The following is a 26663-nucleotide window of genomic DNA, read 5'->3' as shown; positions in this document are numbered from 1 at the left end:
GGGTTACTTCAGCTGATTCATGCGCTCGATAACCTGGCGAGTGATGTCGTACTGAGGCTTGACATCAATCACTGCGCCACGCTCGAAGACCAGGTCATAAGCACCTTTCTTGATGACTTCTTCCACAGCGCTGTCCAGTTTCGGCTTGAGCTGCTTCAGCATTTCACGGTCGGCAACGGCTTTGGCTTCGTTCAGCTCCTTGGACTGGAACTGGAAATCACGGGCCTTTTGCTTGAACTCGAGCTCCAGACGTTCACGCTCGCCTTGCTGCATCTTGTCGCCACCGGCCATCAGACGGTCCTGGATACCCTTGGCGCTGCTTTCCAGGCTCTTGAGCTTGGTCAGTTGCGGGCCGAATTTTTTCTCGGCATCCACGGCGTATTTCTTCGCCGCATCGGATTCCAGCAGTGCCATCTGATAGTTCAGAACGGCGATTTTCATGTCGGCAAAAGCCGGACCTGCAACCAGCACGGTCGCCAGGAGAACCAATTGAGTCAACTTACGCACGATGCACTCCTACAAAATCCATTGTCATTATCTTGGGTCAGACGCTTAGAACGTCTGGCCGAGGGAGAATTGGAACACTTGAGTCTCGGCATTGCTGTCCGGTTTTTTGACTGGCATCGCCAAGGCGAAGCTCAACGGACCAAGGGCGGTAACCCATGTCACACCGACACCCACCGAACTGGCCATGTTGCTCAGGCTGACGTCGTTACACTGAGTGTTGGACTTGGAACCATCGGCGTTGGTGCTCTGCTTGCAAGTCGAATCGAACACATTACCCACGTCCCAGAATACCGAAGTGCGCAAGGAACGCTGATCTTTCACGAACGGCATAGGGAATAGAACTTCTACACCACCCTGAATCAGGACGTTACCACCAAACGGCAGTGGATCCTGGTCCGGGTCGGTTGCGGTGCCCGGGTTCACGCCCCGGCTCGGCGTACTACGAGGCCCCAGGGTGCTGTCCTTGAAGCCACGAACCGAGTTGAAACCACCGGCGTAATAGTTTTCATAGAACGGCAAGCCGTCGGTCGAACCATAACCATCGCCATAGCCCAGCTCGGTGTGGAGGCGCATGGTGTAGTTTTCAGACAACGGCTGGAACAATTGACCGCGATAATCGAGCTTGAAGAACGACAAGTCGCTGCCCGGTGTCGTGGCTTCCGCAGTCAAGCTCTGGGAGTGACCACGGGTCGCCAGTACCCCTTTGTTCAAGGTGGATTCAGACCAACCGGCCGATGCCTTGAAGTTGAGGTACTGATCACCTTCCTTGTTAACGAAGTCGAAGATTTCGTCGACGGTGTAAAGACCCGTCTTGATCTTGTCTTGTTGTGCAGACAAACCAAACGTCAGACGCGAAGTCTCGCTGATCGGATAACCAACGTTGACACCTGCGCCCAGGCTGTCTACGGCGTAGCTGGCTACGTTGACATCGAGGTCTTTGTAGTCGGTCGTACGATAGAAAGCGTTGTAACCCAGGCTCACACCGTCAGCTGTCCAGTAGGGGTCGACATAACCGAAGTTATAACGGCTTTGATACTGACTGCGAGTCAAGCCGATGCTGACCTTGTTACCGGTACCCAGGAAGTTGTTCTGAGTGATCGAACCACCAAGGATCAGACCGGCGCTCTGGGCGAAACCAACGCTGGCGGTAATCGAACCGGAAGCCTGCTCTTCAACGCTGTAGTTCACGTCAACCTGATCATCGACACCCGGCACGGCCGGCGTCTCGACGTTGACTTCCTTGAAGAAGCCCAGACGTTCCAGGCGGGTCTTGGATTGGTCGATCAGGTAGGTCGAAGCCCAGCCGCCTTCCATCTGACGCATTTCACGGCGCAGCACTTCGTCTTCGGACTTGGTGTTGCCACGGAAGTTGATGCGGTTCACGTAAGCACGCTTGCCCGGATCGACAGCGAATGTGATATCGACCGTGTGGTCTTCATCGTGAGGCTGAGGCACGCCGTTGACGTTAGCGAAGGTGTAACCCTCGTTACCCAGGCGGCGGGTAATCAGTTCGGAGGTGGTGGTCATCAGCTTGCGCGAGAACACCTGGCCTTTCTGAACCAGCAGCAGGGACTTGACCTGGTCTTCAGGCACTTTCAGGTCGCCGCTGAGTTTCACGTCACGAACGGTGTACTTCTCGCCTTCGTTGACGTTGACGGTGATATAGACGTGTTTCTTGTCCGGGGTGATGGACACCTGGGTCGAAGCGATATCCATATTGATATAGCCACGGTCCAGGTAATAGGAACGCAGACGCTCCAGGTCACCGGAGAGCTTTTCACGAGCGTACTTGTCATCGTTCTTGAAGAACGACAGCCAGTTGCTGGTCTTGAGTTCGAACAGGTCGATCAGGTCTTCATCAGGAAAAACAGTGTTGCCCACCACGTTGATGTGCTGGATCGCCGCTACGGTACCTTCGTTGATGTTGACCTTCAGGGCAACGCGGTTACGCGGCTGCGGCACCACTTCGGTGTCGACGGTAGCCGAGTAGCGGCCCTGAGCGACGTATTGACGCTGCAGCTCGTTACGCACACCTTCGAGGGTCGCGCGCTGGAAGATCTCGCCTTCGGCCAGACCGGACTGTTTGAGGCCCTTCATCAGGTCTTCAGTGGAGATCGCCTTGTTGCCTTCGATCTCGATACTGGCGACCGACGGACGCTCGACTACAGTAATGACCAGGACGTTGCCTTCACGGCCCAGCTGGATATCTTGAAAGAACCCGGTTTTGAACAGCGCACGAGTGGATTCCACCAGGCGACGATCATCCGCCTGCTCGCCGACGTTCAACGGCAAGGCACCAAAGACACTACCCGCGGAGACCCGCTGGAGGCCATTGACGCGAATATCAGAGATAGTGAAGGACTCGGCGTGAACTTCGGCGATCATCAATACGGTGAGAACCGCAGTTAGCAGCAGACGTTTCATGAAGTCCTTTCTTATTCCAACTGGCAATAAAAACTGCCGCAAAATGCGGCAGATTCGCAATTCAGCGAAGCGTTACAGTCGACCCAGATCATTGACCAGAGCAAGCAACATCACCCCGACCACCAAACTGATACCGATCTGTATCCCCCAACCTTGCACCCGATCCGACAAGGGACGACCACGCGCCCACTCGATCAGATAAAACAACAAATGCCCCCCATCCAGTACAGGAATGGGCAGCAAATTCAGAACACCCAGGCTAATACTCAGATAAGCAAGGAAATTCAGGAAATCAGCGATGCCCGACTGGGCAGAAGCGCCCGCCACTTTAGCAATGGTTATCGGTCCACTCAAGTTTTTTACCGAGAGCTCGCCGAACAACATTTTCTTGAGCGAGTCGAGGGTCAGTACGCTCATGGTCCAGGTGCGTCGGGCACCCTCCCCAATCGCGGCCACCGGACCGTAACTGACTTCGCGAATCATCTCTGGTGGCCAATCGACCGCTTTCACCCCTGCGCCCAGATAGCCGGTGGGTGCCTTGCTCTCGCCGCGCGCGGCCAGCGTCACAGGGACGTCGATTTGAGCACCGTCGCGCTCAACGCGCAGCATGATTTTGGTATCCGGATGCAAACGGACGATGTCGACTACTTGCTGCCAGTCATCCAGTGCCTTGCCATCAAAGGTCAACAGGCGGTCTCCAGCCTTCAAACCCGCAGCCTTCGCCGGCCCTTTCGGATCAATTTCGGCCAGCACCGGCGGCAATGCCGGACGCCAGGGGCGAATACCCAGCGAGTGAATAGGATCCGGCTCGTTAGCCCCCTTGAGCCACTTGTCCAGCACCAGCTCACGAGGCGAATCCACGGTGGAGCCCTGGTCGCGGACCAGCACTTGCAGGGAACCGCTCTCGCCCAGGCGGCGGACCAGTTGCAGGTTCACCGCAGCCCAGCCGGAAGTGGGCTCGCCATCGATGGCAATAATTTCCTGCCCCGGACTCAAACCTGCCCTGGAGGCGATACTGCCGGATTCGACCGCGCCGATAACCGGGCGCACCTGCTCGCTGCCCAGCATTGCCAATGCCCAGAAAAACACCATCGCCAATAGAAAGTTGGCAATCGGACCGGCTGCCACGATAGCAACGCGCTGACGGACGGACTTGCGATTGAAGGCGTGATCGAGCTGATCGGCCGGCACCTCACCTTCGCGCTCGTCGAGCATTTTCACGTAGCCACCCAGCGGGATGGCGGCAACCACGAATTCAGTGCCTTTGCTGTCGTGCCAGCGCAGCAGCGGCATGCCGAAGCCCACGGAGAAACGCAGCACTTTGACCCCACAGCGACGTGCGACCCAGAAATGGCCGAATTCGTGGAAGGTGACCAGCACGCCCAGCGCTACCAGGGTGCCGACAATCATATAGAGCGCGCTCATCTACTTTCTCCGCAATCCTATCGGTGCTGCATGGGCCAACGTATTGCAGCACTTATCGGCCGTGACGACTCAACCATTGCCCGGCCAGTACCCGTGCTTTCGCATCGGCCGTAAACACTGCCTCGAGATCATCAACCGCAACCACAGGCTCGAGGTTCAATACTTCCTCGATAATACTCGCGATTTCCAGATAGCGAACCCGTCCGTCGAGAAAGGCCGCCACAGCCACTTCATTCGCGGCATTGAGCATGGCCGGCGCGCTGTTACCAGCCTCGGCGGCTTGACGCGCAAGGCGCAGGCAAGGGAAACGCTCTTCATCGGGTGCCTGGAAATCCAGGCGAGCGATGGCGAACAGATCCAACGGCGCAACGCCCGAGTCGATCCGCTCCGGCCACGCCAGGGCATTGGCAATTGGTGTGCGCATATCCGGATTACCCAGCTGCGCCAGCACCGAACCATCGACATAGTCGACCAGCGAATGAATCACGCTTTGCGGGTGAATCACCACTTCGACCTGAGAGGGCGTAGCGTCGAACAGCCAGCAGGCCTCGATCAGCTCGAGCCCTTTGTTCATCATGCTGGCCGAATCCACCGAAATCTTGCGCCCCATGGACCAATTCGGGTGAGCACACGCTTGCTCGGGGGTAACATGCGCCAGTTCGGCCAGGGGCGTCTGCCGGAACGGGCCACCAGAGGCTGTCAGTAGAATCCGGCGTACACCGACCGCGCCCAAACCACGAGAGAAGTCCTGCGGCATGCACTGGAAAATCGCGTTGTGCTCGCTGTCGATCGGCAGCAGTACCGAACCGCTTTTACGCACGGCCTGCATGAACAGCGCACCGGACATCACCAGCGCTTCTTTATTGGCCAAAAGAATCTTTTTGCCGGCCTCGACCGCCGCCAGGGTCGGACGCAAACCCGCCGCCCCGACGATCGCCGCCATTACCGCATCGACTTCCGGATCCGAGGCGATCTGACACAAGCCCTCCTCTCCCACCAGAACACGGGTCGACAGGCCAGCCGCATGCAATTCGTCCTGCAAGCCTCGGGCAGCGCCAGATTCCGGCACGACCGCGAAACGTGGCTCATGACGCACGCACAGCGCCAGCAGCTCACTCAAACGAGTGAAACCGCTCAAGGCGAATACCTGATAGCGTTCGGGGTGACGGGCGATGACGTCCAGAGTGCTCAGACCAATCGAGCCGGTCGCCCCCAGCACGGTAATCTGTTGTGGGCGACTCACGATGCCGCCATCCACAGAAGCACGGCGAACACTGGAATCGCCGCTGTCAGACTGTCGATGCGGTCCAGCACACCGCCGTGCCCCGGCAGCAGATTACTGCTGTCCTTGATCCCCGACTGGCGCTTGAACATACTTTCGGTGAGGTCGCCCACCACCGAAATGAACACGATGACCGCGGCACCGAACAGGCCCATCAGCATCTGAGCGAAACTCCAGTCCCGCGCAAAACCGACGATTGCCGTGATCACCAGGCTCAGCAGCAAGCCGCCGTACACGCCCTCCCAGCTCTTGCCAGGGCTGACCTGTGGTGCAAGCTTGCGCTTGCCGAAGGCTCGGCCGGAAAAGTACGCACCGATATCGGCGCCCCAGACCAGCACCATCACGGCCATGATCAGCCAGTTGCCCAAGGGTTCCTGCTTGATCAGGATCAGACCTTGCCAGGCCGGCAACAGAATCAACAAACCGATCGCCAGCTTGCAGGCAGCGCTGGCCCAGTGTTCGCTGGACCGCGGATAAGTCAGCACCAGATAGGTGGCCACGCCCCACCAGAGCACCGAGGCACCCAGCACCCAAGGCGCGAGCCCCGGCAGGATGTGCATGACAAACAGCATCAGCGCGACCACAGCTGCAAAAGCAACACGGATCGCCTGGCCAGCGAAACCCGCCAGGCGCGCCCATTCCCATGCCCCCAGCGTCACCACCAGCCCGATAAACAGTGCAAAACCGGACCCTTCAAGCAGGAAAAACCCGCACAGGGCAATCGGCAGCAGAATCAGTGCCGTGATGATTCGTTGTTTAAGCATTAAACCCGGGCTCCAGACTCGACCTGTTCGCTCGTTTTACCGAAGCGACGCTGGCGAGAAGCGAAATCAGCCAGCGCCTTGCGCATGGCGTCGTGTTTGAAGTCCGGCCAGAACAGGTCGGAGAAGTACAACTCGGCGTAAGCCAGTTGCCACAGCAGGAAGTTACTGATGCGATGCTCGCCACCGGTACGGATGCACAAGTCCGGCAACGGCAGATCGCCGGTCGCCAGACAGGTTTGCAACAGCTCGGGAGTGATGTCTTCAGGGCGCAGATGCCCGGCCTGAACTTCGCGCGCCAGACGTTGCGCAGCTTGCGCGATGTCCCACTGACCACCGTAGTTGGCGGCGATCTGCAGGATAAAGCGATTGACGCCGGCAGTCATAGCCTCGGCTTCACGCATGGCAGCTTGAAGCTCTGGATGAAAACGCGAACGGTCGCCGATGATGCGCAAACTGATGTTGTTGTCGTTCAGGCGCTTGGCCTCGCGACGCAGCGCCCTGAAGAACAGATCCATCAAGGCACTGACCTCATCGGCCGGGCGTTGCCAGTTCTCACTGGAGAACGCAAACAGGGTCAATACCTCAACCCCGGACTCCGCACACACCTCGATGACCGCACGAACAGCATCCACACCCGCTTTATGCCCGGCGACACCCGGCATAAAGCGTTTTTTCGCCCAACGATTATTACCATCCATGATGATCGCGACATGGCGCGGCACCGCGGACGGCGCAGTCTGCTTGGTCTTGTCCATTTAAAACTCGACCCTTATACGGCCATCAGGTCTTTTTCTTTCTCCGCCAACTTAGCGTCGATTTCAGCCACGAATTTCTTGGTCAGATCGTCGATCTCGCCAGTGGCACGACGCTCTTCGTCTTCGCTGATTTCCTTTTCCTTGACCAGGTCCTTCAGCGAGCTGTTTGCATCGCGACGGATGTTGCGCACGGCAACACGGGCATCCTCAGCGACATCACGAGCCTGCTTGGTGAAGCCCCGGCGGGTTTCTTCGGTCAGGGCCGGCATGGAGATCAGCAGCAACTCACCCAGGTTGGTCGGGTTGAGATTCAGGCCAGCGCTACCGATAGCCTTGTCGACCGCGCCCAGCATGTTGCGCTCGAAGGCAACGACTTGCAGGGTACGGGCGTCTTTAACGGTGATGTTCGCCACTTGCTTGATCGGAGTGTCGGCGCCGTAGTACGGAACCATCACGCCTTCCAGAATGCTTGGGTGCGCCTGTCCGGTACGGATACGCCCGAAGTTGTGCGCCAGCGATTCTACGGATTTCTGCATGCGCTCTTTAGCGTCTTTCTTGATTTCGTTGATCATTGTTGAACTTCCTCGATCAGGGTTCCTTCAGCGCCGCCATGTACGATATTCAACAGGGCACCGGGTTTGTTCATATTAAACACGCGCAGCGGCATCTTGTGGTCGCGGCACAGGCAAATGGCCGTCAGATCCATCACACCCAGCTTGCGATCCAGCACTTCATCGTAGGTCAGATGATCGAACTTCTCGGCATGCGGGTCTTTGAACGGGTCAGCGGTGTAGACGCCATCAACCTTCGTTGCCTTGAGCACCACATCGGCATCGATTTCGATTGCGCGCAGGCAGGCAGCCGAGTCCGTTGTAAAGAACGGATTGCCAGTACCGGCCGCGAAAATCACGACTTCCTTGGAGTTCAGGTGGCGCATGGCTTTGCGGCGATCATAGTGATCGGTCACGCCAACCATGGAAATGGCCGACATCACGATGGCCGAGATATTGGCACGTTCCAGCGCATCGCGCATCGCCAGGGCGTTCATCACAGTGGCCAGCATGCCCATGTGGTCGCCAGTGACCCGATCCATGCCGGCGGCGCTGAGCGCTGCGCCACGGAACAGGTTACCCCCGCCGATCACCAGACCGACCTGAACACCGATGCCAACCAGTTGGCCAACTTCCAGTGCCATGCGATCCAGAACTTTCGGATCGATCCCGAACTCTTCCGAGCCCATCAGGGCCTCGCCGCTAAGCTTGAGTAGAATGCGTTTATAGCGAGCCTGATAACCACTGCCCTGCTGAGCCATTGCGAATCTCTCCTGCGGCGTATTTTAAAAATTCTTTGCGAGCTGTTTACAGCTGGCGTTCACTCTAGCTTGGCGCTGCTTCAGCGCCATCGGAACATGGCTTTGTAAGCCAGTTCCAAAAGGAAACCAAATAAAATTGGCAACCCCATCTGAAAAGAGGCTGCGCGCGTAAGCGGGCAGCCTCTTCAGGGCGACAGTTAAAAAACCGTCTTATTGCTTGCTGGCAGCCAGCTGGGCAGCAACTTCTTCTGCGAAGTTGTCTACTGGCTTCTCGATGCCTTCGCCTACTTTGAAGTAGGTGAAAGAAACGATTTCAGCACCGGCTTTCTTGGCCAGGTCGCCGACCTTGATTTCAGGGTTCTTGACGAACGCCTGCTCAACCAGGCTCGCTTCAGCCAGGAACTTGCTGATACGGCCTTTGACCATGTTTTCAACGATGTTTTCTGGCTTGCCGGCAATCTTGTCAGCGTTGAGGGTCAGGAACACGCCTTTCTCGCGCTCGATCGCTTCAGCGGAAACTTCCGACGGCAGCAGGAATTCAGGGTTGGTAGCCGCTACGTGCATAGCGATGTCTTTGGCCAGCTCAACGTCGCCGCCCTTGAGAACAACCGCAACACCAATCTTGTTGCCGTGCAGGTAGCCACCAACAACATCGCCTTCAACGCGAGCCAGGCGACGAATGTTGACGTTTTCGCCAACCTTGCCAACCAGAACCAGACGATCAGCTTCACGCGCTTCGATCAGCGGAGCAGCATCGGTCAGTTTGTCAGCGAACGCTTTTTCAATGCTGGCAGCAACAAATGCCTTGAAGTCGTCCTGCAGAGCCAGGAAGTCGGTCTGCGAGTTCACTTCCAGCAGAACGGCGGATTTACCGTCTTCCTTGAGAGCGATTGCGCCTTCAGCGGCAACGTTGCCGGCTTTCTTGGCAGCCTTGATGGCGCCCGAAGCGCGCATGTCATCAATGGCTTTTTCGATGTCGCCGCCAGCCTTGGTCAAGGCCTTTTTGCAGTCCATCATGCCTTCGCCGGTACGCTCGCGCAGTTCTTTGACCAACGCTGCAGTAATCTCTGCCATTTTCAAATTCCTCTTGGATAGGTTTTCAACCATTCCACCCGATCGAACGGGCGATCAATTCTTCCCGAACCACCCTTGTTAGCTGCCGCACGTTACAGATAAAGCAGTGGGCGCCGACAAATGGTTTTCGAGGTGGCAAAAAGGGGGCCAAGCCCCCTTTTTGCTTACTGAGTCAACGCCAGGGCGTCAATTACTCAGCTGCAGCCTGAGTTTCTTCAGCTACGAATTCTACAGTGCCGCCAGCAACATTGTTGCGACCACGGATAACAGCGTCAGCCATCGAACCCATGTACAGCTGGATAGCGCGGATTGCGTCATCGTTGCCTGGGATGATGTAGTCAACGCCTTCCGGGCTGCTGTTGGTATCGACTACGCCGATAACCGGGATGCCCAGCTTGTTGGCTTCGGTGATCGCGATGCGCTCGTGATCAACGTCGATAACGAACAGAGCGTCTGGCAGACCGCCCATGTCCTTGATACCACCCAGGGAACGATCCAGCTTCTCAAGATCGCGAGTGCGCATCAGCGCTTCTTTCTTGGTCAGCTTGGCGAAAGTACCGTCTTCAGCTTGCACTTCAAGGTCACGCAGACGCTTGATGGAAGCACGGATGGTTTTGAAGTTGGTCAGCATGCCGCCCAACCAGCGGTGATCGACGTACGGCGAACCGCAACGTGCTGCTTCTTCAGCAACGATCTTGCCAGCGGAACGCTTGGTGCCGACGAACAGAATCTTGTTTTTGCCCTGGGCCAGACGCTCTACGAAAGTCAGAGCTTCGTTGAACATTGGCAGGGTTTTTTCAAGGTTGATGATGTGAATCTTGTTACGCGCGCCGAAAATGTACTTACCCATTTTCGGATTCCAGTAACGGGTTTGGTGACCGAAGTGCACACCGGCCTTCAGCATATCGCGCATGTTGACTTGGGACATGATAGTTCCTTAATAAGTCGGGTTTGGCCTCCACGTATCCCAATGACCAACCAGCAGCATCAGCTGAAGGCACCCAGGTCATCGTGTCGACACGTGTGTGGATTTAAGCTTTTCAGGGTACCCCGGAAAGCGGCGCATTTTATATCACAAGGCCGGAAAAAACGGAACCCGCATTCTGAAAACCTGGCGAATGCTTTTGATCCCGCCCTTGGAATCCCCCAAGAATGCGCCATCCTATAGAGAGAAGCGATGCACAGAAGCTCAGATTTGCCCTGATCGTCTGGTAGAATTGCGTTTTTCAGGGCCGCGACGATCGTTCGCGCAATGCCCATTTCGTTTTAGAAGGCGCCATTGAGCGCAGAGAGAGCCTGTATGACCGTCACCCTCAAAACCCCAGAGGACATCGCAAAAATGCGGATCGCCGGCAAATTGGCCGCCGATGTGCTGGAAATGATTGCCGATTATGTCAAGCCGGGCGTTACCACCGAAGAGCTGGACCGCATCTGCCACGACTACATCGTCAACGAGCAGAAAGCCATTCCTGCCCCGCTCAACTACAAGGGCTTTCCGAAGTCGATCTGCACCTCGATCAACCACGTGGTCTGCCACGGCATCCCGAACGAGAAGCCGTTGAAGGATGGCGACACGCTGAACATCGACGTCACAGTGATCAAGGACGGCTACCACGGCGATACCAGCCGCATGTTCCACGTCGGCACCGTGCCAGTCTGGGCCGAGCGTCTGTCCCAGGTGACACAGGAATGCATGTACAAGGCCATCGAACTGGTGAAACCCGGCTGCCGCCTGGGCGATATCGGTGAAGTGATCCAGAAGCACGCGGAAAAGAACGGTTTCTCGGTGGTTCGCGAGTTCTGCGGCCACGGCATCGGTAAGGTGTTCCACGAAGAACCGCAGATCCTGCACTACGGCCGCGCCGGCACCGGCATGGAACTGAAAGCCGGCATGACCTTCACCATCGAGCCGATGATCAACCAGGGCAAGGCCGACACCAAGGTGCTGGGCGATGGCTGGACCGCGATCACCAAGGACCGCAAGCTGTCGGCGCAATGGGAACACACTCTGCTGGTGACCGATACCGGCTACGAGATCTTCACCCTGCGCAGCGACGATACCATCCCGCGCGTTTCGGCCTGATCCCGCCCGCGCCGTTCCCAGCCTTATAGAAAGGAAAGCCAATCGATGCCGCAGGTGGATCCCGAACTCTTCGACCGCGGCCAGTTCCAGGCTGAACTGGCCCTGAAGGCAAGCCCTATCGCTGCTTTCAAGAAGGCGATCCGTCAGGCCCGCGAAGTGCTCGACGAGCGGTTTCGCAGCGGCCGGGAGATTCGCCGGCTGATCGAGGATCGTGCCTGGTTCGTCGATAACATCCTGCAAAAGGCCTGGGAGCAATTCAACTGGAACTTCGAAGCCGACATCGCGCTGGTCGCGGTCGGCGGCTACGGTCGTGGCGAGTTGCACCCCTACTCTGACATCGACCTGCTGATCCTGCTGGGCGGCGCCGACCACGAAATTTTCCGTGATTCAATCGAGCGTTTTCTGACGTTGCTGTGGGACATCGGCCTGGAAGTCGGCCAGAGCGTTCGCTCGGTTGACGAATGCGCCGAGGAAGCCCGCGCCGACCTGACGGTGATCACCAACCTGATGGAAAGCCGCACCATTGCCGGTCCCGAGCGCCTGCGCCAGCGCATGCTGGACGTGACCAGCACAGAACACATGTGGCCCAGCAAGGAGTTCTTCCTGGCCAAGCGCGCCGAACAGAAAGCCCGTCACCACAAGTACAACGACACCGAGTACAACCTGGAACCCAACGTCAAGGGCTCGCCCGGTGGCCTGCGGGATATCCAGACGATTCTGTGGGTTGCCCGTCGTGAGTACGGCACCCTCAATCTGCGGGCCCTGGCCGGCGAAGGTTTCCTGGTGGAGAGCGAGAACGCCCTGCTGGCTTCGTCCCAGGAATTCCTGTGGAAAGTGCGTTATGCGCTGCACATGCTCGCCGGCCGCGCCGAAGACCGCCTGCTGTTCGATCACCAGCGCACAATTGCCGGGCTGCTGGGTTTCGTCGGCAATGACGCCAAGCACGCCATCGAAAACTTCATGCAGCAGTACTACCGGGTGGTCATGAGCATTGCCCAGCTCAGCGACTTGATCATCCAGCACTTCGAAGAAGTGATCCTGGCCCCCGAAGACGAAGCACCGCCCCAGCCGATCAACTCGCGATTCCAGCTGCACGACGGCTACATCGAGGCGCGCAACAACAATGTGTTCCGCCGCACGCCGTTCGCCATGCTCGAAATCTTCGTGCTGATGGCCCAGCAGCCGGAGATCAAAGGCGTACGCGCCGACACCATCCGCCTGCTGCGCGAGAACCGTCATTTGATCGACGACGACTTCCGCAACGATATTCGCAATACCAGCCTGTTCATCGAATTGTTCAAGTGCAAGATCGGCGTCCACCGCAACCTGCGGCGGATGAACCGTTACGGGATCCTTGGGCGTTATCTGCCGGAGTTCGGCTTTATTGTCGGGCAGATGCAGCACGACCTGTTTCACATCTATACGGTCGACGCGCACACCCTGAACCTGATCAAGCACCTGCGTAAGTTGCAGTACACCCAGGTGTCGGAAAAATTCCCGCTGGCCAGCAAGCTCATGGCCAAACTGCCCAAGCCGGAGTTGATTTACCTGGCCGGCCTGTACCACGACATCGGCAAGGGCCGGCATGGCGACCACTCGGAAATCGGCGCAGTGGACGCCGAAGCCTTTTGCCAGCGCCATCAGTTGCCGATCTGGGACAGCCGCCTGATCGTCTGGCTGGTGCAAAACCACCTGGTGATGTCGACCACCGCCCAGCGCAAGGACTTGTCCGACCCGCATGTGATCCACGATTTCGCGCAGATTGTCGGCGATGAAACCCGCCTCGATTATCTGTATGTGCTGACCGTTGCCGACATCAACGCGACCAACCCGACGCTATGGAACTCCTGGCGCGCGAGCCTGTTGCGCCAGCTCTACACCGAGACCAAGCGCGCCTTGCGTCGCGGCCTGGAAAACCCGGTGGATCGCGAAGAACAGATCCGCCAGACCCAAAGCGCAGCGCTGGACATTCTGGTACGCGGCGGCACCGACCCGGACGACGTCGAGCAGTTGTGGGCACAACTGGGCGATGACTACTTCCTGCGTCACACCGCCGGCGACGTGGCCTGGCACACTGATGCAATCTTGCAGCAGCCGGCCGACGGCGGCCCGCTGGTGCTGATCAAGGAAACCACCCAGCGCGAGTTCGAGGGCGGTACGCAGATCTTCATTTATGCGCCGGACCAGCACGACTTCTTCGCCGTGACCGTGGCGGCGATGGACCAGCTCAACCTGAACATTCACGACGCCCGGGTCATCACCTCCAGCAGCCAGTTCACCCTCGACACCTATATCGTGCTCGACACCGATGGCGACTCGATCGGCGACAACCCGGCGCGGGTCAAGCAGATCCGCGAAGGCCTGACCGAAGCCCTGCGCAATCCGGACAACTACCCAACGATTATCCAGCGTCGGGTGCCGCGTCAGCTCAAACATTTTACCTTTGCGCCACAGGTGACAATCCACAACGATGCCCAGCGTCCGGTGACCGTGCTGGAACTCAGCGCACCCGACCGTCCCGGGTTACTGGCGCGGATCGGCACGATCTTCCTCGAGTTCGACCTGTCGCTGCAGAACGCCAAGATCGCCACCTTGGGCGAGCGCGTGGAAGACGTGTTCTTTATCACCGACGCCAACAATCAGCCGCTGTCCGACCCCTTGCTGTGCAGCCGCTTGCAGGATGCAATCGTCAAACAGCTGAGCGTCAACCAGGAACCCGATATCAAACATTCGCGCATCAGCATCTGAATCAACCCAATCCCCCTGTGGGAGCGGGCTTGTGTGGCGAGGGAGCTTGCTCCCGCTGGGTCGCGAAGCGACCCCAAAAGCTTGCGACTGCTGCGCAGTCCAACGGGAGCAAGCTCCCTCGCCACACAGGCCCGCTCCCATATTGAACGAGGCCCCCATGAACAACGCTCTGAACCAGTTGCAGCCCTACCCGTTCGAAAAGCTCCGCGCCCTGCTCGGCAGCGTCACGCCAAACCCGGACAAACGCGCCATCGCGTTGTCCATCGGCGAACCGAAGCATCGCTCGCCAAGCTTTGTCGCCGAAGCCTTGGCAAGCAATCTGGATCAGATGGCCGTATACCCGACCACCCTCGGCATCCCGGCCCTGCGTGAAGCGATCGCCGCATGGTGCGAACGCCGTTTCAGCGTTCCAAATGGCTGGCTCGACCCCGCGCGCAACGTGCTGCCGGTCAACGGCACCCGCGAAGCGTTGTTCGCATTCACCCAGACCGTGGTCAACCGTGGTGAAGACGCGCTGGTGGTCAGCCCGAACCCGTTCTATCAGATCTACGAAGGCGCGGCGTTCCTGGCCGGAGCCAAGCCGCATTACCTGCCATGCCTTGACGAAAACGGCTTCAACCCGGATTTCGACGCTGTTTCGCCAGACATCTGGAAGCGTTGCCAGATCCTGTTCCTGTGCTCGCCGGGCAACCCGACCGGCGCGTTGATCCCGGTTGAAACCCTGAAAAAACTGATCGCCCTGGCCGACGAATACGATTTCGTGATCGCCGCTGACGAGTGCTACAGCGAACTGTACTTCGATGAGCAGACCCCGCCACCCGGCCTGCTCAGCGCCTGCGTTGAACTAGGCCGCAAAGATTTCAAGCGTTGCGTGGTGTTTCATAGCCTGTCCAAGCGTTCCAACCTGCCAGGCCTGCGTTCGGGCTTTGTGGCCGGCGATGCAGACATCCTCAAGGGGTTCCTGCTGTATCGCACTTACCACGGCTGTGCGATGCCGGTTCAAACGCAACTGGCCAGCGTTGCCGCGTGGAACGACGAAGTGCATGTGCGGGCCAACCGTGCACTGTACCGTGAGAAATACGATGCGGTATTGGAAATCCTCAGCCCGGTGATGGATGTGCAGCGCCCGGATGGCGGTTTCTATCTGTGGCCAAACGTAAATGGCGACGACGCGGCGTTCTGCCGGGATCTGTTTGCCGAGGAACACGTGACGGTCGTACCAGGGTCTTACCTGTCTCGCGAAGTGAACGGCTCAAACCCCGGAGCAGGCCGAGTACGTATGGCGCTGGTTGCACCGTTGGCAGAATGCATTGAAGCCGCAGAGCGAATTCGCGCGTTTATTACACGCAATAAATAACTCATAAAAGCTCCGCACTATGCAATGTAGTGCGGAGCATCATCAACCAAGCCATTTATTTAATAACACCTCCACACCCAGCACACACAACAACACCCCCAACAAAAAAAACTTACATATCCCTTTCGCCCGCCAATTGACGACACCAAGCAACACACACTATAAAACCCGCCTGAACATTAGACCAAAACAAAATCACATAGATAAACAAACCAATGCATCTCCAATAACGGAGACCTCAAACAACACACTCACAAGGATGACGAGTATGAACTTATGCAAGTGCATTGAGCCCGATGATATTCAGGCTTCTTATGATGCGGCAATCAATGAAGACCTAGCGAACGCGCCCCAGACAATACCAGGAGGCCGACAAAAACGCGCTGTAGGCGACCACACCAAATTCTGGAAAAAAGGTCGGACACTAAAAGTGGCTTTTCTGAGCACAAACCGTTGGTTCATCGAGGCCACACAAGGAGCAATCCACCAATGGATACCTGCCGTCTTTGACGTTCGCATCCTTTTCGTCGAAGGTTCAGAGGGTGATATCCGGATATCTGACGACTTCCATTCAGGGAATTGGTCCGTTGTTGGCACTGACGAACTGCTTGTACCGAAAGATGAACCGACCATGAATTTGCAATGGCAAGGACTAAATCAAGTTTTCTTCGGTAACGTGCTGCATGAGTTTGGTCACGCTCTTGGGCTTAAACACGAACATCAACATCCAGACGCCAATATTAACTGGAACGAAACTGCCGTTTACGAATTCATGAGCCGAACACAAAAATGGTCAAGAGAGGAGATCTATTCCAACCTGTTAAAAAAATTGGAAAAACCAAAAACCCGAACATCGCCTTATGACCGCACCTCAATCATGCACTACCCTATCCAGGCTGAACTTACTCTCGACGGTGTAGCGATAGCGCGTAACAATCGCTTATCTGCAAACGACGTAAAGCTGATGACAGAAATTTACAGCGGGAGATAAACCCAAACACTGTCAGGGGTGGATAAGCTGCCTCTGACAGTCAATATAAAGCTACACATTGTAGAGCCTTATACTTCATCCACACCGTCAATAAAAAACCCAGCCAATGCTGCTTCAACCGTCAGGTCTCGACGCAAGCGCTCGCTCGTCAGCTACTCAAAGCTGCGGGTAAACGGCCGTACACTCAAAATCGCGCATAAAGCGCGGTTCACGAGCAATCGACAGCATTGAAGTGCCATATTAGCGGCTTAGACTGCAGGCCGATCGTTGCACCTATGTCGCATAGAACAGTCGATTGCCAAGACAAAAAGACAAACCCGACCACAGCCGACGCGAAACCGTCCGGTCATGGCATAATCCGTCACCTTTTATTTTCAGCACCTGCAAAGGGGGCAATTCCTTGACCGTTTCAAGCAAAACGTTGCACCTTTTCGGCATCAAAGCCTGCGACACCATGAAAAAGGCGCGCACCTGGCTCGATGAACACGCTGTCGGCTATGACTTCCATGATTACAAAGCGGTCGGAATCGACCGTGAACACCTGACCCAATGGTGCGAGGAGCACGGCTGGCAAGTGGTGTTGAACCGTGCAGGCACGACCTTTCGCAAGCTCGACGACGAACGCAAAGCCGATCTCGACCAGCCGAAAGCCATCGAACTGATGCTCGCACAACCCTCGATGATCAAGCGCCCGGTGCTCGATCTCGGTGACAGAACCCTGATTGGCTTCAAGCCAGATATCTACGCGGCCGCACTCAAGTAAGGCAGCCCGTTCCATTTTGTTAGAGGTATCAACATGTCCACTACCCTGTTCAGCCTGGCCTTTGGTGTCGGCACTCAAAACCGTCAAGGCGCATGGCTGGAAGTGTTTTACGCGCAGCCACTGCTCAATCCGTCGGCCGAACTGGTCGCTGCCATTGCACCGGTTCTGGGCTACACCGAAGGCAATCAGGCCATCGCCTTCAGCACTGCTCAGGCATCGCAACTGGCTGAAGCGCTGAAAAGCGTCGACGCTGCACAAGCTGCGCTGCTGACCCGTCTGGCCGAGAGCCACAAGCCGCTGGTCGCCACGCTGCTGGCCGAAGACGCACAGCTGAGCTCCACGCCTGAGGCTTACCTCAAGCTGCACCTGCTGTCCCACCGCCTGGTCAAGCCGCACGGCCTGAACCTGGCCGGGATCTTCCCGCTGCTGCCGAACGTGGCCTGGACCAGCCAGGGTGCGATCGACCTGTCCGAACTGGCCGAGCATCAACTGGAAGCCCGCTTGCGCGGCGAGCTGCTGGAAGTGTTCTCGGTGGACAAGTTCCCGAAAATGACCGACTACGTGGTACCGGCCGGCGTGCGTATCGCTGACGCGGCACGTATTCGTCTGGGCGCCTACGTGGGCGAAGGCACCACCGTGATGCACGAAGGTTTCGTTAACTTCAACGCTGGCACCGAAGGCCCGGGCATGATCGAAGGCCGCGTGTCGGCTGGCGTGTTCGTCGGCAAGGGTTCGGACCTGGGCGGCGGCTGCTCGACCATGGGCACCCTGTCGGGTGGCGGCAACATCGTGATCAAGGTGGGCGAAGGCTGCCTGATCGGCGCCAACGCCGGTATCGGCATCCCGTTGGGCGATCGCAACACCGTTGAGTCGGGCCTGTACGTGACAGCCGGTACCAAGGTGGCGCTGCTCGACGAAAAGAATCAGCTGGTCAAAGTGGTCAAGGCCCGTGAATTGGCCGGTCAACCTGACCTGTTGTTCCGTCGCAATTCGGAAACCGGTGCCGTGGAGTGCAAAACCCACAAGTCGGCCATCGAACTGAACGAAGCGCTGCACGCTCACAACTAAGCAGAGCGTCAAACGATCACCTTGTAGGAGCGCCGCATCGCTCGCTCCTGCAAGGTCAGGCGTACACCCGCCCATGTCTCCAGGGCCGAACAACATGATGATTCCTTCTCCCTGGCGCGCCGATTTTCCGGCCATCGCCGCACTGCAACGGCAAGACCAGACCTATCTGGACAACGCCGCCACCACGCAAAAACCTCAAGCCCTGCTGGATGCCCTGGCGCATTACTACGCCAACGGCGCGGCCAACGTGCATCGGGCGCAACACTTGCCCGGCGCCCATGCCACCCAGGCGTTCGAGGACAGCCGCCGCAAAGTTGCACAATGGCTCAATGCCGGCGATTGCGAACAGATTATCTTTACCCACGGTGCGACTTCCGCGCTGAACCTCCTGGCCTATGGCCTGGAACACCTTTTCAATCCAGGCGATGAAATTGTCATCAGCGCTCTGGAGCATCACGCCAACCTGTTGCCGTGGCAGCAACTGGCCCACCGTCGCGACCTGAAGCTGGTGATCCTGCCGCTGAATGTCGACGGTTTGATCGACCTGGATGTCGCCGCGCAGTTGATCGGTCCGCGAACCCGTTTGCTGGCGGTCAGCCAGCTGTCCAACGTGCTGGGCGCCTGGCAACCGTTGCCCGCGCTGTTGGCGATGGCCAAGGCACACAACGCGCTGACCGTGGTCGATGGCGCTCAAGGCGTGGTTCATGGTCGGCACGATGTGCAGGCACTGGGCTGCGACTTCTACGTGTTTTCCAGCCACAAACTCTATGGCCCCGATGGCCTGGGCGTGCTGTTCGGACGCAACGAAGCGCTGCAACAGCTGCGCCCCTGGCAGTTCGGCGGGGAAATGGTGCTGGACGCCAACTACCACGATGCTCGCTTTCGGTCCGCACCGCTGGGGTTCGAGGCCGGTACGCCGCCGATCGCCAGTGTGATCGGTCTGGGCGCAACGCTGGACTACTTGACCGGGCTGGATCAAGACGCCGTGTCCGCCCACGAAGCGGCGCTGCATGACTATCTGCTCAAAGGCCTGGAAGCGCGCAACGGCATTCGCCTGCTGGGCAAACCGCAGCTGGCGCTGGCCAGTTTTGTCGTCGAGGGTGTTCATAACTCTGATTTGGCGCATTTGCTGACCGAACAGGGCATCGCCGTGCGCGCCGGTCATCATTGCGCCATGCCGTTGCTCAAAAGCTTTGAACTGGCCGGGGCGATTCGGGTGTCGTTGGCGCTGTACAACAATTCCGAAGACCTTGAGCGCTTTTTCGAAGCACTGGATCAGGCCCTGGAGTTGTTGCGATGACCTTGCCCGTCGATGCCATTACAGCGCTGGACACGTTTCAGCAGGCGGCGAGCTGGGAACAGCGGGCGCGGCTGTTGATGCAGTGGGGCGACCGTCTGCCTGCGCTGAGCGATGTGGATAAAGTCGACGCCAACCGCGTGCATGGCTGTGAAAGCCAGGTCTGGCTGGTCGGCACGTTGCAGGACGGGCACTGGCAATTCAGCGCCAGCAGCGATGCGCGATTGATTCGCGGGTTGGTGGCGTTGCTGCTGGCGCGGGTCAACGGGTTGTCCGCAGTTGAGTTGCAACAGGTGGATTTGGCGGATTGGTTCAGTCAGCTGGGGCTGGGTCGCCAGTTGTCCCAGTCCCGTAGCAATGGCTTGAATGCGGTGTTGCAGCGGATGCGTGAGCTAGCGCACTGATCGTTCCCACGCTCTGCGTGGGAACGATCGAACCACAACCATTAAACCTGAGGTTTGATCCGATCCGCCGGACGCCGCACGCCCGCCACAATCTTATCCACAGCCTTGGTCGCCGCGACCATGCCAAACGTCGCCGTCACCATCATCACCGCGCCAAAGCCCCCGGCGCAGTCGAGCTTCACGCCGTCCCCGACAAAACTCTTCTGCAGGCAAATGCTGCCATCGGGTTTCGGGTAGCGCAGTTGCTCGGTGGAAAACACGCACGGCACGCTGTAGTGGCGGGTCACGGTACGGGAGAAGCCATAGTCGCGGCGCAATGTAGAGCGCACTTTCGACGCCAGCGGATCGTTGAACGTGCGATTCAGATCGCAGACCTGGATCAGCGTCGGGTCGATCTGCCCTCCCGCGCCGCCGGTGGTGATGATCTGGATCTTGCGCCGCTTGCACCAGGCAATCAGCGCCGCCTTGGCGTTGACACTGTCGATGCAGTCGATCACGCAGTCGATGTTCGGCGTGATGTATTCGGCCATGGTTTCGCGGGTGACGAAGTCCGCCACCGCATGCACCGTGCAGTCCGGGTTGATCCCGCGCAGGCGCTCGGCCATCACCTCGACCTTGGGCTTGCCGACAGTGCTGTCCAGCGCATGCAGCTGACGGTTGACGTTGCTGACGCAGACGTCGTCCAGGTCGAACAGCGATATCTCGCCCACGCCACACCGGGCAACCGCTTCCGCCGCCCAGGAACCGACACCACCGACGCCGACGATCGCCACATGGGCCGCGCGCAAGCGCTCCATGCCTTCAATGCCATACAAGCGGGCGATACCAGCAAACCGCGGATCTTCTGTACTCATGACCATTACCCCAAAAACCGGCGCGCATTATAGGGCTGTCGGCGGCCAAGAGCATCTTTGCACTATGAACGGCGGTGTCGACTGCTTTAATTGACAAAAAATTGATCGGAATTGGACTACAACGCTCTGGTCAAAGAACTTAAGTCGACCTGGACTGCCCAATGTCGGGCGTTTCCCTGTTCGCTGTACGGTCAGAGAACCTCCAGTGTAGGATGCGCGCCCCTGCCACCTGGCAGCCGGCCGCCAACCGTTCCTTCGTTCCACAGCCTTTGGAACCCGAAAAAGCTATGTCATCGCGTAAATTTGGACTCAACCTGGTAGTGGTTCTAGCAATCGCCGCCTTGTTCACCGGTTTCTGGGCGTTGGTCAATCGCCCGGTCACCGCCCCCAACTGGCCTGAACAGATCTCCGGCTTCTCGTACTCGCCGTTTCAACAAGGCCAGTACCCGCAGAAAGACCAGTATCCGACCGACGATGAAATGCGTCGCGACCTGGAGATCATGAGCAAGCTGACGGACAACATCCGGACCTACTCGGTCGACGGCACGCTGGAGGACATTCCCAAACTGGCGGAAGAGTTCGGCCTGCGGGTAACCCTGGGGATCTGGATCAGCCCGGACCAGGAGCGCAACGAGCGCGAGATTCAGCGCGCCATCCAACTGGCCAACACCTCCCGCAGCGTGGTTCGCGTCGTGGTCGGTAACGAGGCGATCTTCCGCAAGGAAATCACTGCTGCCGAGCTGAGCGTGATCCTGGATCGCGTGCGCGCAGCCGTTAAGGTTCCAGTCACCACCTCCGAACAGTGGCACGTCTGGGAAGAACACCCGGAACTGGCCAAGCACGTCGACCTGATCGCAGCTCACGTTCTGCCCTACTGGGAGTTCATCCCTGTGGACAAGGCCGGCCAGTTCGTTCTCGACCGCGCCCGTGACCTGAAAAAGATGTTCCCGAAAAAACCGTTGCTGCTCTCCGAAGTCGGCTGGCCGAGCAACGGCCGTATGCGCGGTGGCGCCGATGCGTCGCCGGCGGACCAGGCCATTTACTTGCGCACACTGGTCAACAAGCTTAACCGCCAGGGTTTCAACTACTTCGTGATCGAAGCATTTGACCAACCGTGGAAGGCCACTGACGAAGGCTCGGTAGGCGCGTACTGGGGCGTGTTCAACGCCGCGCGCCAGCAGAAATTCAACTTCGAAGGCCCGGTGGTCGCGATCCCGCAATGGCGTGTGCTGGCGATCGGCTCTGCCGTGTTGGCCCTGCTGTCCCTGACCTTGCTGATGATCGACGGCTCGGCCCTGCGCCAACGTGGTCGTACCTTCCTGACCTTTATCGCGTTCCTCTGCGGTTCGGTGCTGGTATGGATCGGTTACGACTACAGCCAGCAATACAGCACCTGGTTCAGCCTGACGGTAGGCTTCCTCCTCGCCCTCGGTGCACTCGGGGTGTTTATCGTTCTGCTAACGGAAGCCCATGAACTGGCCGAAGCGGTCTGGACCCACAAACGCCGGCGTGAATTCCTGCCCGTGGTGGGCGAATCAGACTACCGACCGAAGGTGTCGATTCACGTGCCCTGCTATAACGAGCCGCCGGAGATGGTCAAACAGACCCTCAACGCGCTGGCCAACCTCGACTATCCGGACTTCGAAGTCCTGATCATCGACAACAACACCAAGGACCCGGCGGTCTGGGAACCGGTGCGTGATTATTGCGAAACTCTTGGCCCACGCTTCAAGTTCTTCCACGTCGCACCGTTGGCCGGCTTCAAGGGTGGCGCACTGAATTACCTGATTCCCCATACCGCCAAAGATGCCGAAGTGATTGCGGTGATCGACTCGGACTACTGCGTCGACCCGAACTGGCTCAAGCACATGGTGCCGCACTTCGCCGACCCGAAAATCGCCGTGGTGCAATCGCCACAGGATTACCGCGACCAGAACGAAAGCACCTTCAAGAAGCTCTGCTACGCGGAATACAAAGGCTTCTTCCACATCGGCATGGTCACCCGCAACGACCGTGACGCGATCATCCAGCACGGCACCATGACCATGACCCGGCGCTCGGTGCTCGAGGAACTGGGCTGGGCCGACTGGTGTATCTGTGAAGACGCCGAACTGGGCCTGCGCGTGTTCGAAAAAGGTCTGTCGGCGGCGTACTACCACACCAGCTACGGCAAAGGCCTGATGCCCGATACCTTTATCGACTTCAAGAAACAGCGTTTCCGCTGGGCCTATGGCGCGATTCAGATCATCAAGCGTCACACCGCCAGCCTGCTGCGCGGCAAGGACACCGAGCTGACCCGTGGCCAGCGTTACCACTTCCTCGCAGGCTGGCTGCCGTGGGTGGCGGACGGCATGAACATCTTCTTCACCGTCGGCGCGCTGTTGTGGTCGGCGGCGATGATCATCGTGCCGCAACGGGTCGATCCACCGCTGCTGATTTTCGCGATCCCGCCATTGGCGCTGTTCGTGTTCAAGGTGGGCAAGATCATCTTCCTGTACCGCCGCGCGGTCGGGGTCAACCTGAAAGACGCCTTCTGCGCCGCGCTGGCCGGGCTGGCGTTGTCGCACACCATCGCCAAAGCGGTGCTGTACGGATTCTTCACCAGCAGCATTCCGTTCTTCCGCACACCGAAGAATGCCGATAACCACGGCTTCTGGGTGGCGATTTCGGAGGCTCGCGAAGAGCTGTTCATCATGCTGCTGCTGTGGGGCGCGGCACTGGGGATCTTCCTGGTGCAGGGTATACCAAGCAACGACATGCGCTTCTGGGTGACCATGTTGCTGGTGCAGTCGCTGCCGTACCTGGCGGCGCTGATCATGGCGTTCCTGTCGTCGCTGCCCAAACCTTCGGTAGAAGCTGCGCCGGTACCGGCGTAATCCGTTATTAGATAACGTCAAACGGCGGCCTTCGGGCCGCCGTTTTGCTTTAGAATGATCGCCTTTTTCAATGCCAACAAACTCGGTAGGAGCTGCTTCGGCAGCTCCTACATGTTTACCGTGCGCACCTCGGAGTTCTTACATGACGGCCCACGCCGACCTTTCGCCGACACTTCAACTCGCCATCGACCTGATCCGCCGTCCATCCGTGACGCCGGTCGACGCCGATTGCCAGAAGCAGATGATGCAGCGCCTGGGCGATGCCGGTTTTATGCTGGAGCCGATGCGCATCGAAGATGTGGATAACTTCTGGGCGACCCACGGCAAACATGACGGTCCGGTGCTGTGCTTCGCCGGTCACACCGACGTGGTGCCGACCGGTCCGGTGGCGGCCTGGCAGATCGATCCGTTCAACGCGGTGATCGACGAACACGGCATGCTCTGTGGCCGTGGCGCGGCAGACATGAAAGGCAGCCTTGCGTCCATGACCGTGGCGGCCGAGCGTTTCGTCGCCGACTATCCGGATCACAAGGGCAAGGTCGCGTTCCTGATCACCAGCGACGAAGAAGGCCCGGCCCATCACGGCACCAAGGCTGTGGTCGAGCGCCTTGCCGCCCGCAAGGAACGTCTGGACTGGTGCATCGTCGGCGAGCCGTCGAGCACGACCCTGGTGGGTGACGTGGTCAAGAACGGCCGTCGCGGCTCCCTCGGCGCCAAATTGACCGTGCGCGGTGTGCAGGGCCACGTGGCGTATCCGCACCTGGCGAAGAACCCGATCCACCTCGCCGCCCCGGCGCTCGCCGAACTTGCCGCCGAGCACTGGGACCACGGCAACGATTTCTTCCCGCCGACCAGTTTCCAGATCTCCAACGTCAATTCCGGCACCGGTGCGACCAACGTGATTCCGGGTGATCTGGTGGCGGTATTCAACTTCCGCTTCTCCACCGAGTCCACCGTCGAAGGCCTGCAAAAGCGCGTCGCCGACATTCTCGACAAGCATGGCCTGGACTGGCACATCGACTGGGCGCTGTCCGGCCTGCCGTTCCTCACTGAGCCGGGCGCGCTGCTCGACGCGGTGTCGGCGAGCATCAAGGACATCACCGGTCGTGACACCAAAGCCTCCACCAGCGGCGGCACTTCAGATGGGCGCTTCATCGCGACCATGGGCACCCAAGTGGTTGAACTGGGCCCGGTCAACGCGACGATCCACCAGGTCAACGAGCGTGTACTGGCGGCCGACCTCGACGTGCTGACCGAAATCTACTACCAGACCCTGATCAAGTTGCTCGCCTGATGCTCGCCTGTCCGATCTGCAGCGAACCGCTGAACGCGGTGGACAACGGCGTGGCCTGCCCCGCCGGGCATCGTTTCGACCGCGCACGGCAGGGTTACCTGAACCTGCTGCCGGTGCAGCACAAGAACAGCCGAGACCCTGGGGATAACCAGGCGATGGTCGAAGCCCGTCGCGACTTTCTGAACGCCGGCCATTACGCGCCGGTGGCCAAGCGTCTGGCGGAACTGGCGGCCGGTTATGCGCCGCAGCGCTGGCTGGACATCGGTTGTGGCGAGGGGTATTACACCGCGCAAATCGCCGAAGCCTTGCCCAACGCCGATGGCTATGCCCTGGACATTTCCCGGGAAGCGGTCAAACGCGCCTGCAAACGCAACCCTGCGCTGACCTGGTTAATCGCCAGCATGGCGCGGGTGCCATTGGCCTCGGGCAGCTGCCAGTTTCTGGCCAGCGTGTTCAGCCCGCTGGACTGGGAAGAAGCCAAACGTCTGCTCAGCCCCGGTGGCGGCTTGATGAAAGTCGGGCCGACCAGCGGCCATCTGATGGAATTGCGTGAGCGGCTGTACGACGAAGTGCGCGAGTACACCGACGACAAGCACCTGGCGCTGGTGCCGGAAGGCATGGCGTTGCAACACAGCGAAACCCTGGAATTCAAACTGACGCTGGTCAATGGTCAGGATCGCGCGAATCTCTTGGCGATGACACCTCACGGCTGGCGCGCCAGTGCCGAACGCCGGACAGCAGTCATTGAACAAGTGGAACCGTTCGAGGTCACCGTTTCGATGCGCTACGATTATTTCGTTCTGCAGTAGTAGTTAGAGAACAACTTTAATTTTTGGTCTTGAGTAAAGGCTCAAGGCCGGCTAAATCCGCGAATGGATTTTTCAGACCCGCAGTGAGGACATCCATGCGCCAACCGGACATCGAGATTTACCTGAAAGACGCCGACGTCGATCACAAAGCCATCGCAGCCTGGCTCGGCGCGGCTCTAGGCCCGTGCACCGACTGGGTTCAGAAAGGCCAGACCTACAAGTGCAAGGCTGGTAGCGTGCCAGTGACCTGGCTGCCCAAAGCCGTAGGCAAATGGAACAGCCTGTACCTGGAAAGCGACCAGACCCCATGGGAAGACGACATCGCTTGCGCCCGCGCTGCATTTGCCGCATTGAACGTCGAAGTGCGTTGTGCGCCGGGTAGCTGGGTCGAGGAAGAAGGTGAGGAAACGGCAGATCGCTGGATTCGCATCAGTGTCGATGGTGAAGAAGAGATCACCTGGAAAACCGCGTAATCTGCGTAATCTGCGTAATCTGCGTAATCTGCGTAATCTGCGTAAGCATAAATCTGTAGGAGCGAGGCTTGCCCGCGAAGCTTTTAGCGCCAGTGATGACGCC

The 26663-nt window shown here is 58.5% G+C and carries 23 protein-coding genes; 12 read left to right on the top strand and 11 right to left on the bottom strand.

The window, feature by feature from the left end; all coding sequences use genetic code 11:
- Positions 1-3: 3 nt before the first annotated feature.
- The 10 genes from AC07VO_RS15915 to rpsB form a co-directional block, all read right to left on the bottom strand.
- The gene (locus tag AC07VO_RS15915) at positions 4-507 is read right to left on the bottom strand and encodes an OmpH/Skp family outer membrane protein (protein WP_007940508.1); all 504 of its coding nucleotides are present in this window, start codon (positions 505-507) and stop codon (positions 4-6) included.
- 45 nt (positions 508-552) lie between these two features.
- Positions 553-2931 (bottom strand): outer membrane protein assembly factor BamA, encoded by a 2379-nt coding sequence (gene bamA, locus AC07VO_RS15910; protein WP_018927013.1) that lies wholly within the window; start codon positions 2929-2931, stop codon positions 553-555.
- 72 nt (positions 2932-3003) lie between these two features.
- Positions 3004-4356, bottom strand: a complete 1353-nt coding sequence (rseP, locus tag AC07VO_RS15905) for a sigma E protease regulator RseP (protein ID WP_018927014.1) — start codon at positions 4354-4356, stop codon at positions 3004-3006.
- A 52-nt stretch (positions 4357-4408) separates the two neighbouring features.
- Positions 4409-5599 (bottom strand): 1-deoxy-D-xylulose-5-phosphate reductoisomerase, encoded by a 1191-nt coding sequence (gene ispC, locus AC07VO_RS15900; RefSeq protein WP_086944759.1) that lies wholly within the window; start codon positions 5597-5599, stop codon positions 4409-4411.
- Entirely contained in the window at positions 5596-6402 is an 807-nt protein-coding gene (locus AC07VO_RS15895; protein WP_086944758.1) for a phosphatidate cytidylyltransferase, read from the bottom strand. The genes ispC and AC07VO_RS15895 overlap by 4 nt, the downstream gene beginning before the upstream one ends.
- A complete protein-coding gene (gene uppS, locus AC07VO_RS15890; protein ID WP_064620052.1) occupies positions 6402-7157 on the bottom strand; it encodes a polyprenyl diphosphate synthase in 756 nt (251 codons plus the stop codon). Before uppS ends, AC07VO_RS15895 begins: the two co-directional genes overlap by 1 nt.
- 14 nt (positions 7158-7171) lie before the next feature.
- Complete coding sequence (frr, locus tag AC07VO_RS15885) at positions 7172-7729, bottom strand: ribosome recycling factor (protein ID WP_007940501.1); 558 nt, start codon at positions 7727-7729, stop codon at positions 7172-7174.
- A complete protein-coding gene (pyrH, locus tag AC07VO_RS15880) occupies positions 7726-8469 on the bottom strand; it encodes a UMP kinase (protein ID WP_003198235.1) in 744 nt (247 codons plus the stop codon). The genes frr and pyrH overlap by 4 nt, the downstream gene beginning before the upstream one ends.
- 210 nt (positions 8470-8679) lie before the next feature.
- Positions 8680-9543: a translation elongation factor Ts gene (gene tsf, locus AC07VO_RS15875; RefSeq protein WP_018927018.1), complete on the bottom strand. Its 864-nt coding sequence runs from the start codon at positions 9541-9543 to the stop codon at positions 8680-8682.
- 190 nt (positions 9544-9733) lie between these two features.
- Positions 9734-10471: a 30S ribosomal protein S2 gene (rpsB, locus tag AC07VO_RS15870; protein WP_018927019.1), complete on the bottom strand. Its 738-nt coding sequence runs from the start codon at positions 10469-10471 to the stop codon at positions 9734-9736.
- 372 nt (positions 10472-10843) lie between these two features.
- On the opposite strand from rpsB, the gene map reads away from it, so the two are divergent.
- The 8 genes from map (at position 10844) to AC07VO_RS15830 (ending at position 20254) form a co-directional block, all read left to right on the top strand.
- Complete coding sequence (map, locus tag AC07VO_RS15865) at positions 10844-11626, top strand: type I methionyl aminopeptidase (protein WP_018927020.1); 783 nt, start codon at positions 10844-10846, stop codon at positions 11624-11626.
- A gap of 45 nt (positions 11627-11671) precedes the next feature.
- Positions 11672-14374 carry a [protein-PII] uridylyltransferase gene (locus tag AC07VO_RS15860; protein WP_064620056.1) on the top strand — a complete coding sequence of 901 codons (2703 nt, stop codon included), beginning with the start codon at positions 11672-11674 and terminating at the stop codon, positions 14372-14374.
- A gap of 157 nt (positions 14375-14531) precedes the next feature.
- The gene (dapC, locus tag AC07VO_RS15855) at positions 14532-15731 is read left to right on the top strand and encodes a succinyldiaminopimelate transaminase (RefSeq protein ID WP_064620059.1); all 1200 of its coding nucleotides are present in this window, start codon (positions 14532-14534) and stop codon (positions 15729-15731) included.
- Positions 15732-15999: 268 nt separating this feature from the next.
- Complete coding sequence (locus tag AC07VO_RS15850) at positions 16000-16722, top strand: M12 family metallopeptidase (RefSeq protein WP_495007606.1); 723 nt, start codon at positions 16000-16002, stop codon at positions 16720-16722.
- A gap of 400 nt (positions 16723-17122) precedes the next feature.
- Positions 17123-17485 carry an ArsC family reductase gene (locus tag AC07VO_RS15845; RefSeq protein ID WP_064620065.1) on the top strand — a complete coding sequence of 121 codons (363 nt, stop codon included), beginning with the start codon at positions 17123-17125 and terminating at the stop codon, positions 17483-17485.
- A gap of 33 nt (positions 17486-17518) precedes the next feature.
- Positions 17519-18553, top strand: coding sequence for a 2,3,4,5-tetrahydropyridine-2,6-dicarboxylate N-succinyltransferase (gene dapD / locus AC07VO_RS15840; RefSeq protein WP_064620069.1), 1035 nt, complete (start codon positions 17519-17521; stop codon positions 18551-18553).
- Positions 18554-18647: 94 nt separating this feature from the next.
- The gene (locus AC07VO_RS15835; RefSeq protein ID WP_086944865.1) at positions 18648-19853 is read left to right on the top strand and encodes an aminotransferase class V-fold PLP-dependent enzyme; all 1206 of its coding nucleotides are present in this window, start codon (positions 18648-18650) and stop codon (positions 19851-19853) included.
- Positions 19850-20254, top strand: coding sequence for a SufE family protein (locus tag AC07VO_RS15830; RefSeq protein WP_064620073.1), 405 nt, complete (start codon positions 19850-19852; stop codon positions 20252-20254). Before AC07VO_RS15835 ends, AC07VO_RS15830 begins: the two co-directional genes overlap by 4 nt.
- Positions 20255-20295: 41 nt before the next feature.
- On the opposite strand, the gene tcdA is transcribed toward AC07VO_RS15830, so the two are convergent.
- Entirely contained in the window at positions 20296-21108 is an 813-nt protein-coding gene (tcdA, locus tag AC07VO_RS15825; protein WP_370741112.1) for a tRNA cyclic N6-threonylcarbamoyladenosine(37) synthase TcdA, read from the bottom strand.
- Between the two features lie 287 nt (positions 21109-21395).
- On the opposite strand from tcdA, the gene AC07VO_RS15820 reads away from it, so the two are divergent.
- From AC07VO_RS15820 to AC07VO_RS15805, 4 genes are all read left to right on the top strand, one after another.
- Complete coding sequence (locus AC07VO_RS15820; RefSeq protein ID WP_086944864.1) at positions 21396-23984, top strand: glycosyltransferase; 2589 nt, start codon at positions 21396-21398, stop codon at positions 23982-23984.
- A 142-nt stretch (positions 23985-24126) separates the two neighbouring features.
- The gene (gene dapE, locus AC07VO_RS15815; RefSeq protein ID WP_028939204.1) at positions 24127-25278 is read left to right on the top strand and encodes a succinyl-diaminopimelate desuccinylase; all 1152 of its coding nucleotides are present in this window, start codon (positions 24127-24129) and stop codon (positions 25276-25278) included.
- Complete coding sequence (locus AC07VO_RS15810; RefSeq protein WP_018927030.1) at positions 25278-26087, top strand: putative RNA methyltransferase; 810 nt, start codon at positions 25278-25280, stop codon at positions 26085-26087. The genes dapE and AC07VO_RS15810 overlap by 1 nt, the downstream gene beginning before the upstream one ends.
- Positions 26088-26182: 95 nt before the next feature.
- On the top strand, positions 26183-26560 hold the full coding sequence (locus tag AC07VO_RS15805) for a hypothetical protein (RefSeq protein WP_018927031.1): 378 nt from the start codon (positions 26183-26185) through the stop codon (positions 26558-26560).
- Positions 26561-26663: the final 103 nt, after the last annotated feature.

The sequence above is a fragment of the Pseudomonas sp. GW821-FHT03E01 genome (assembly GCF_059420765.1).
The sequence above is the reverse complement of the archived record's forward strand: the minus strand, read 5'-3'. Positions and strand labels throughout refer to the sequence as shown.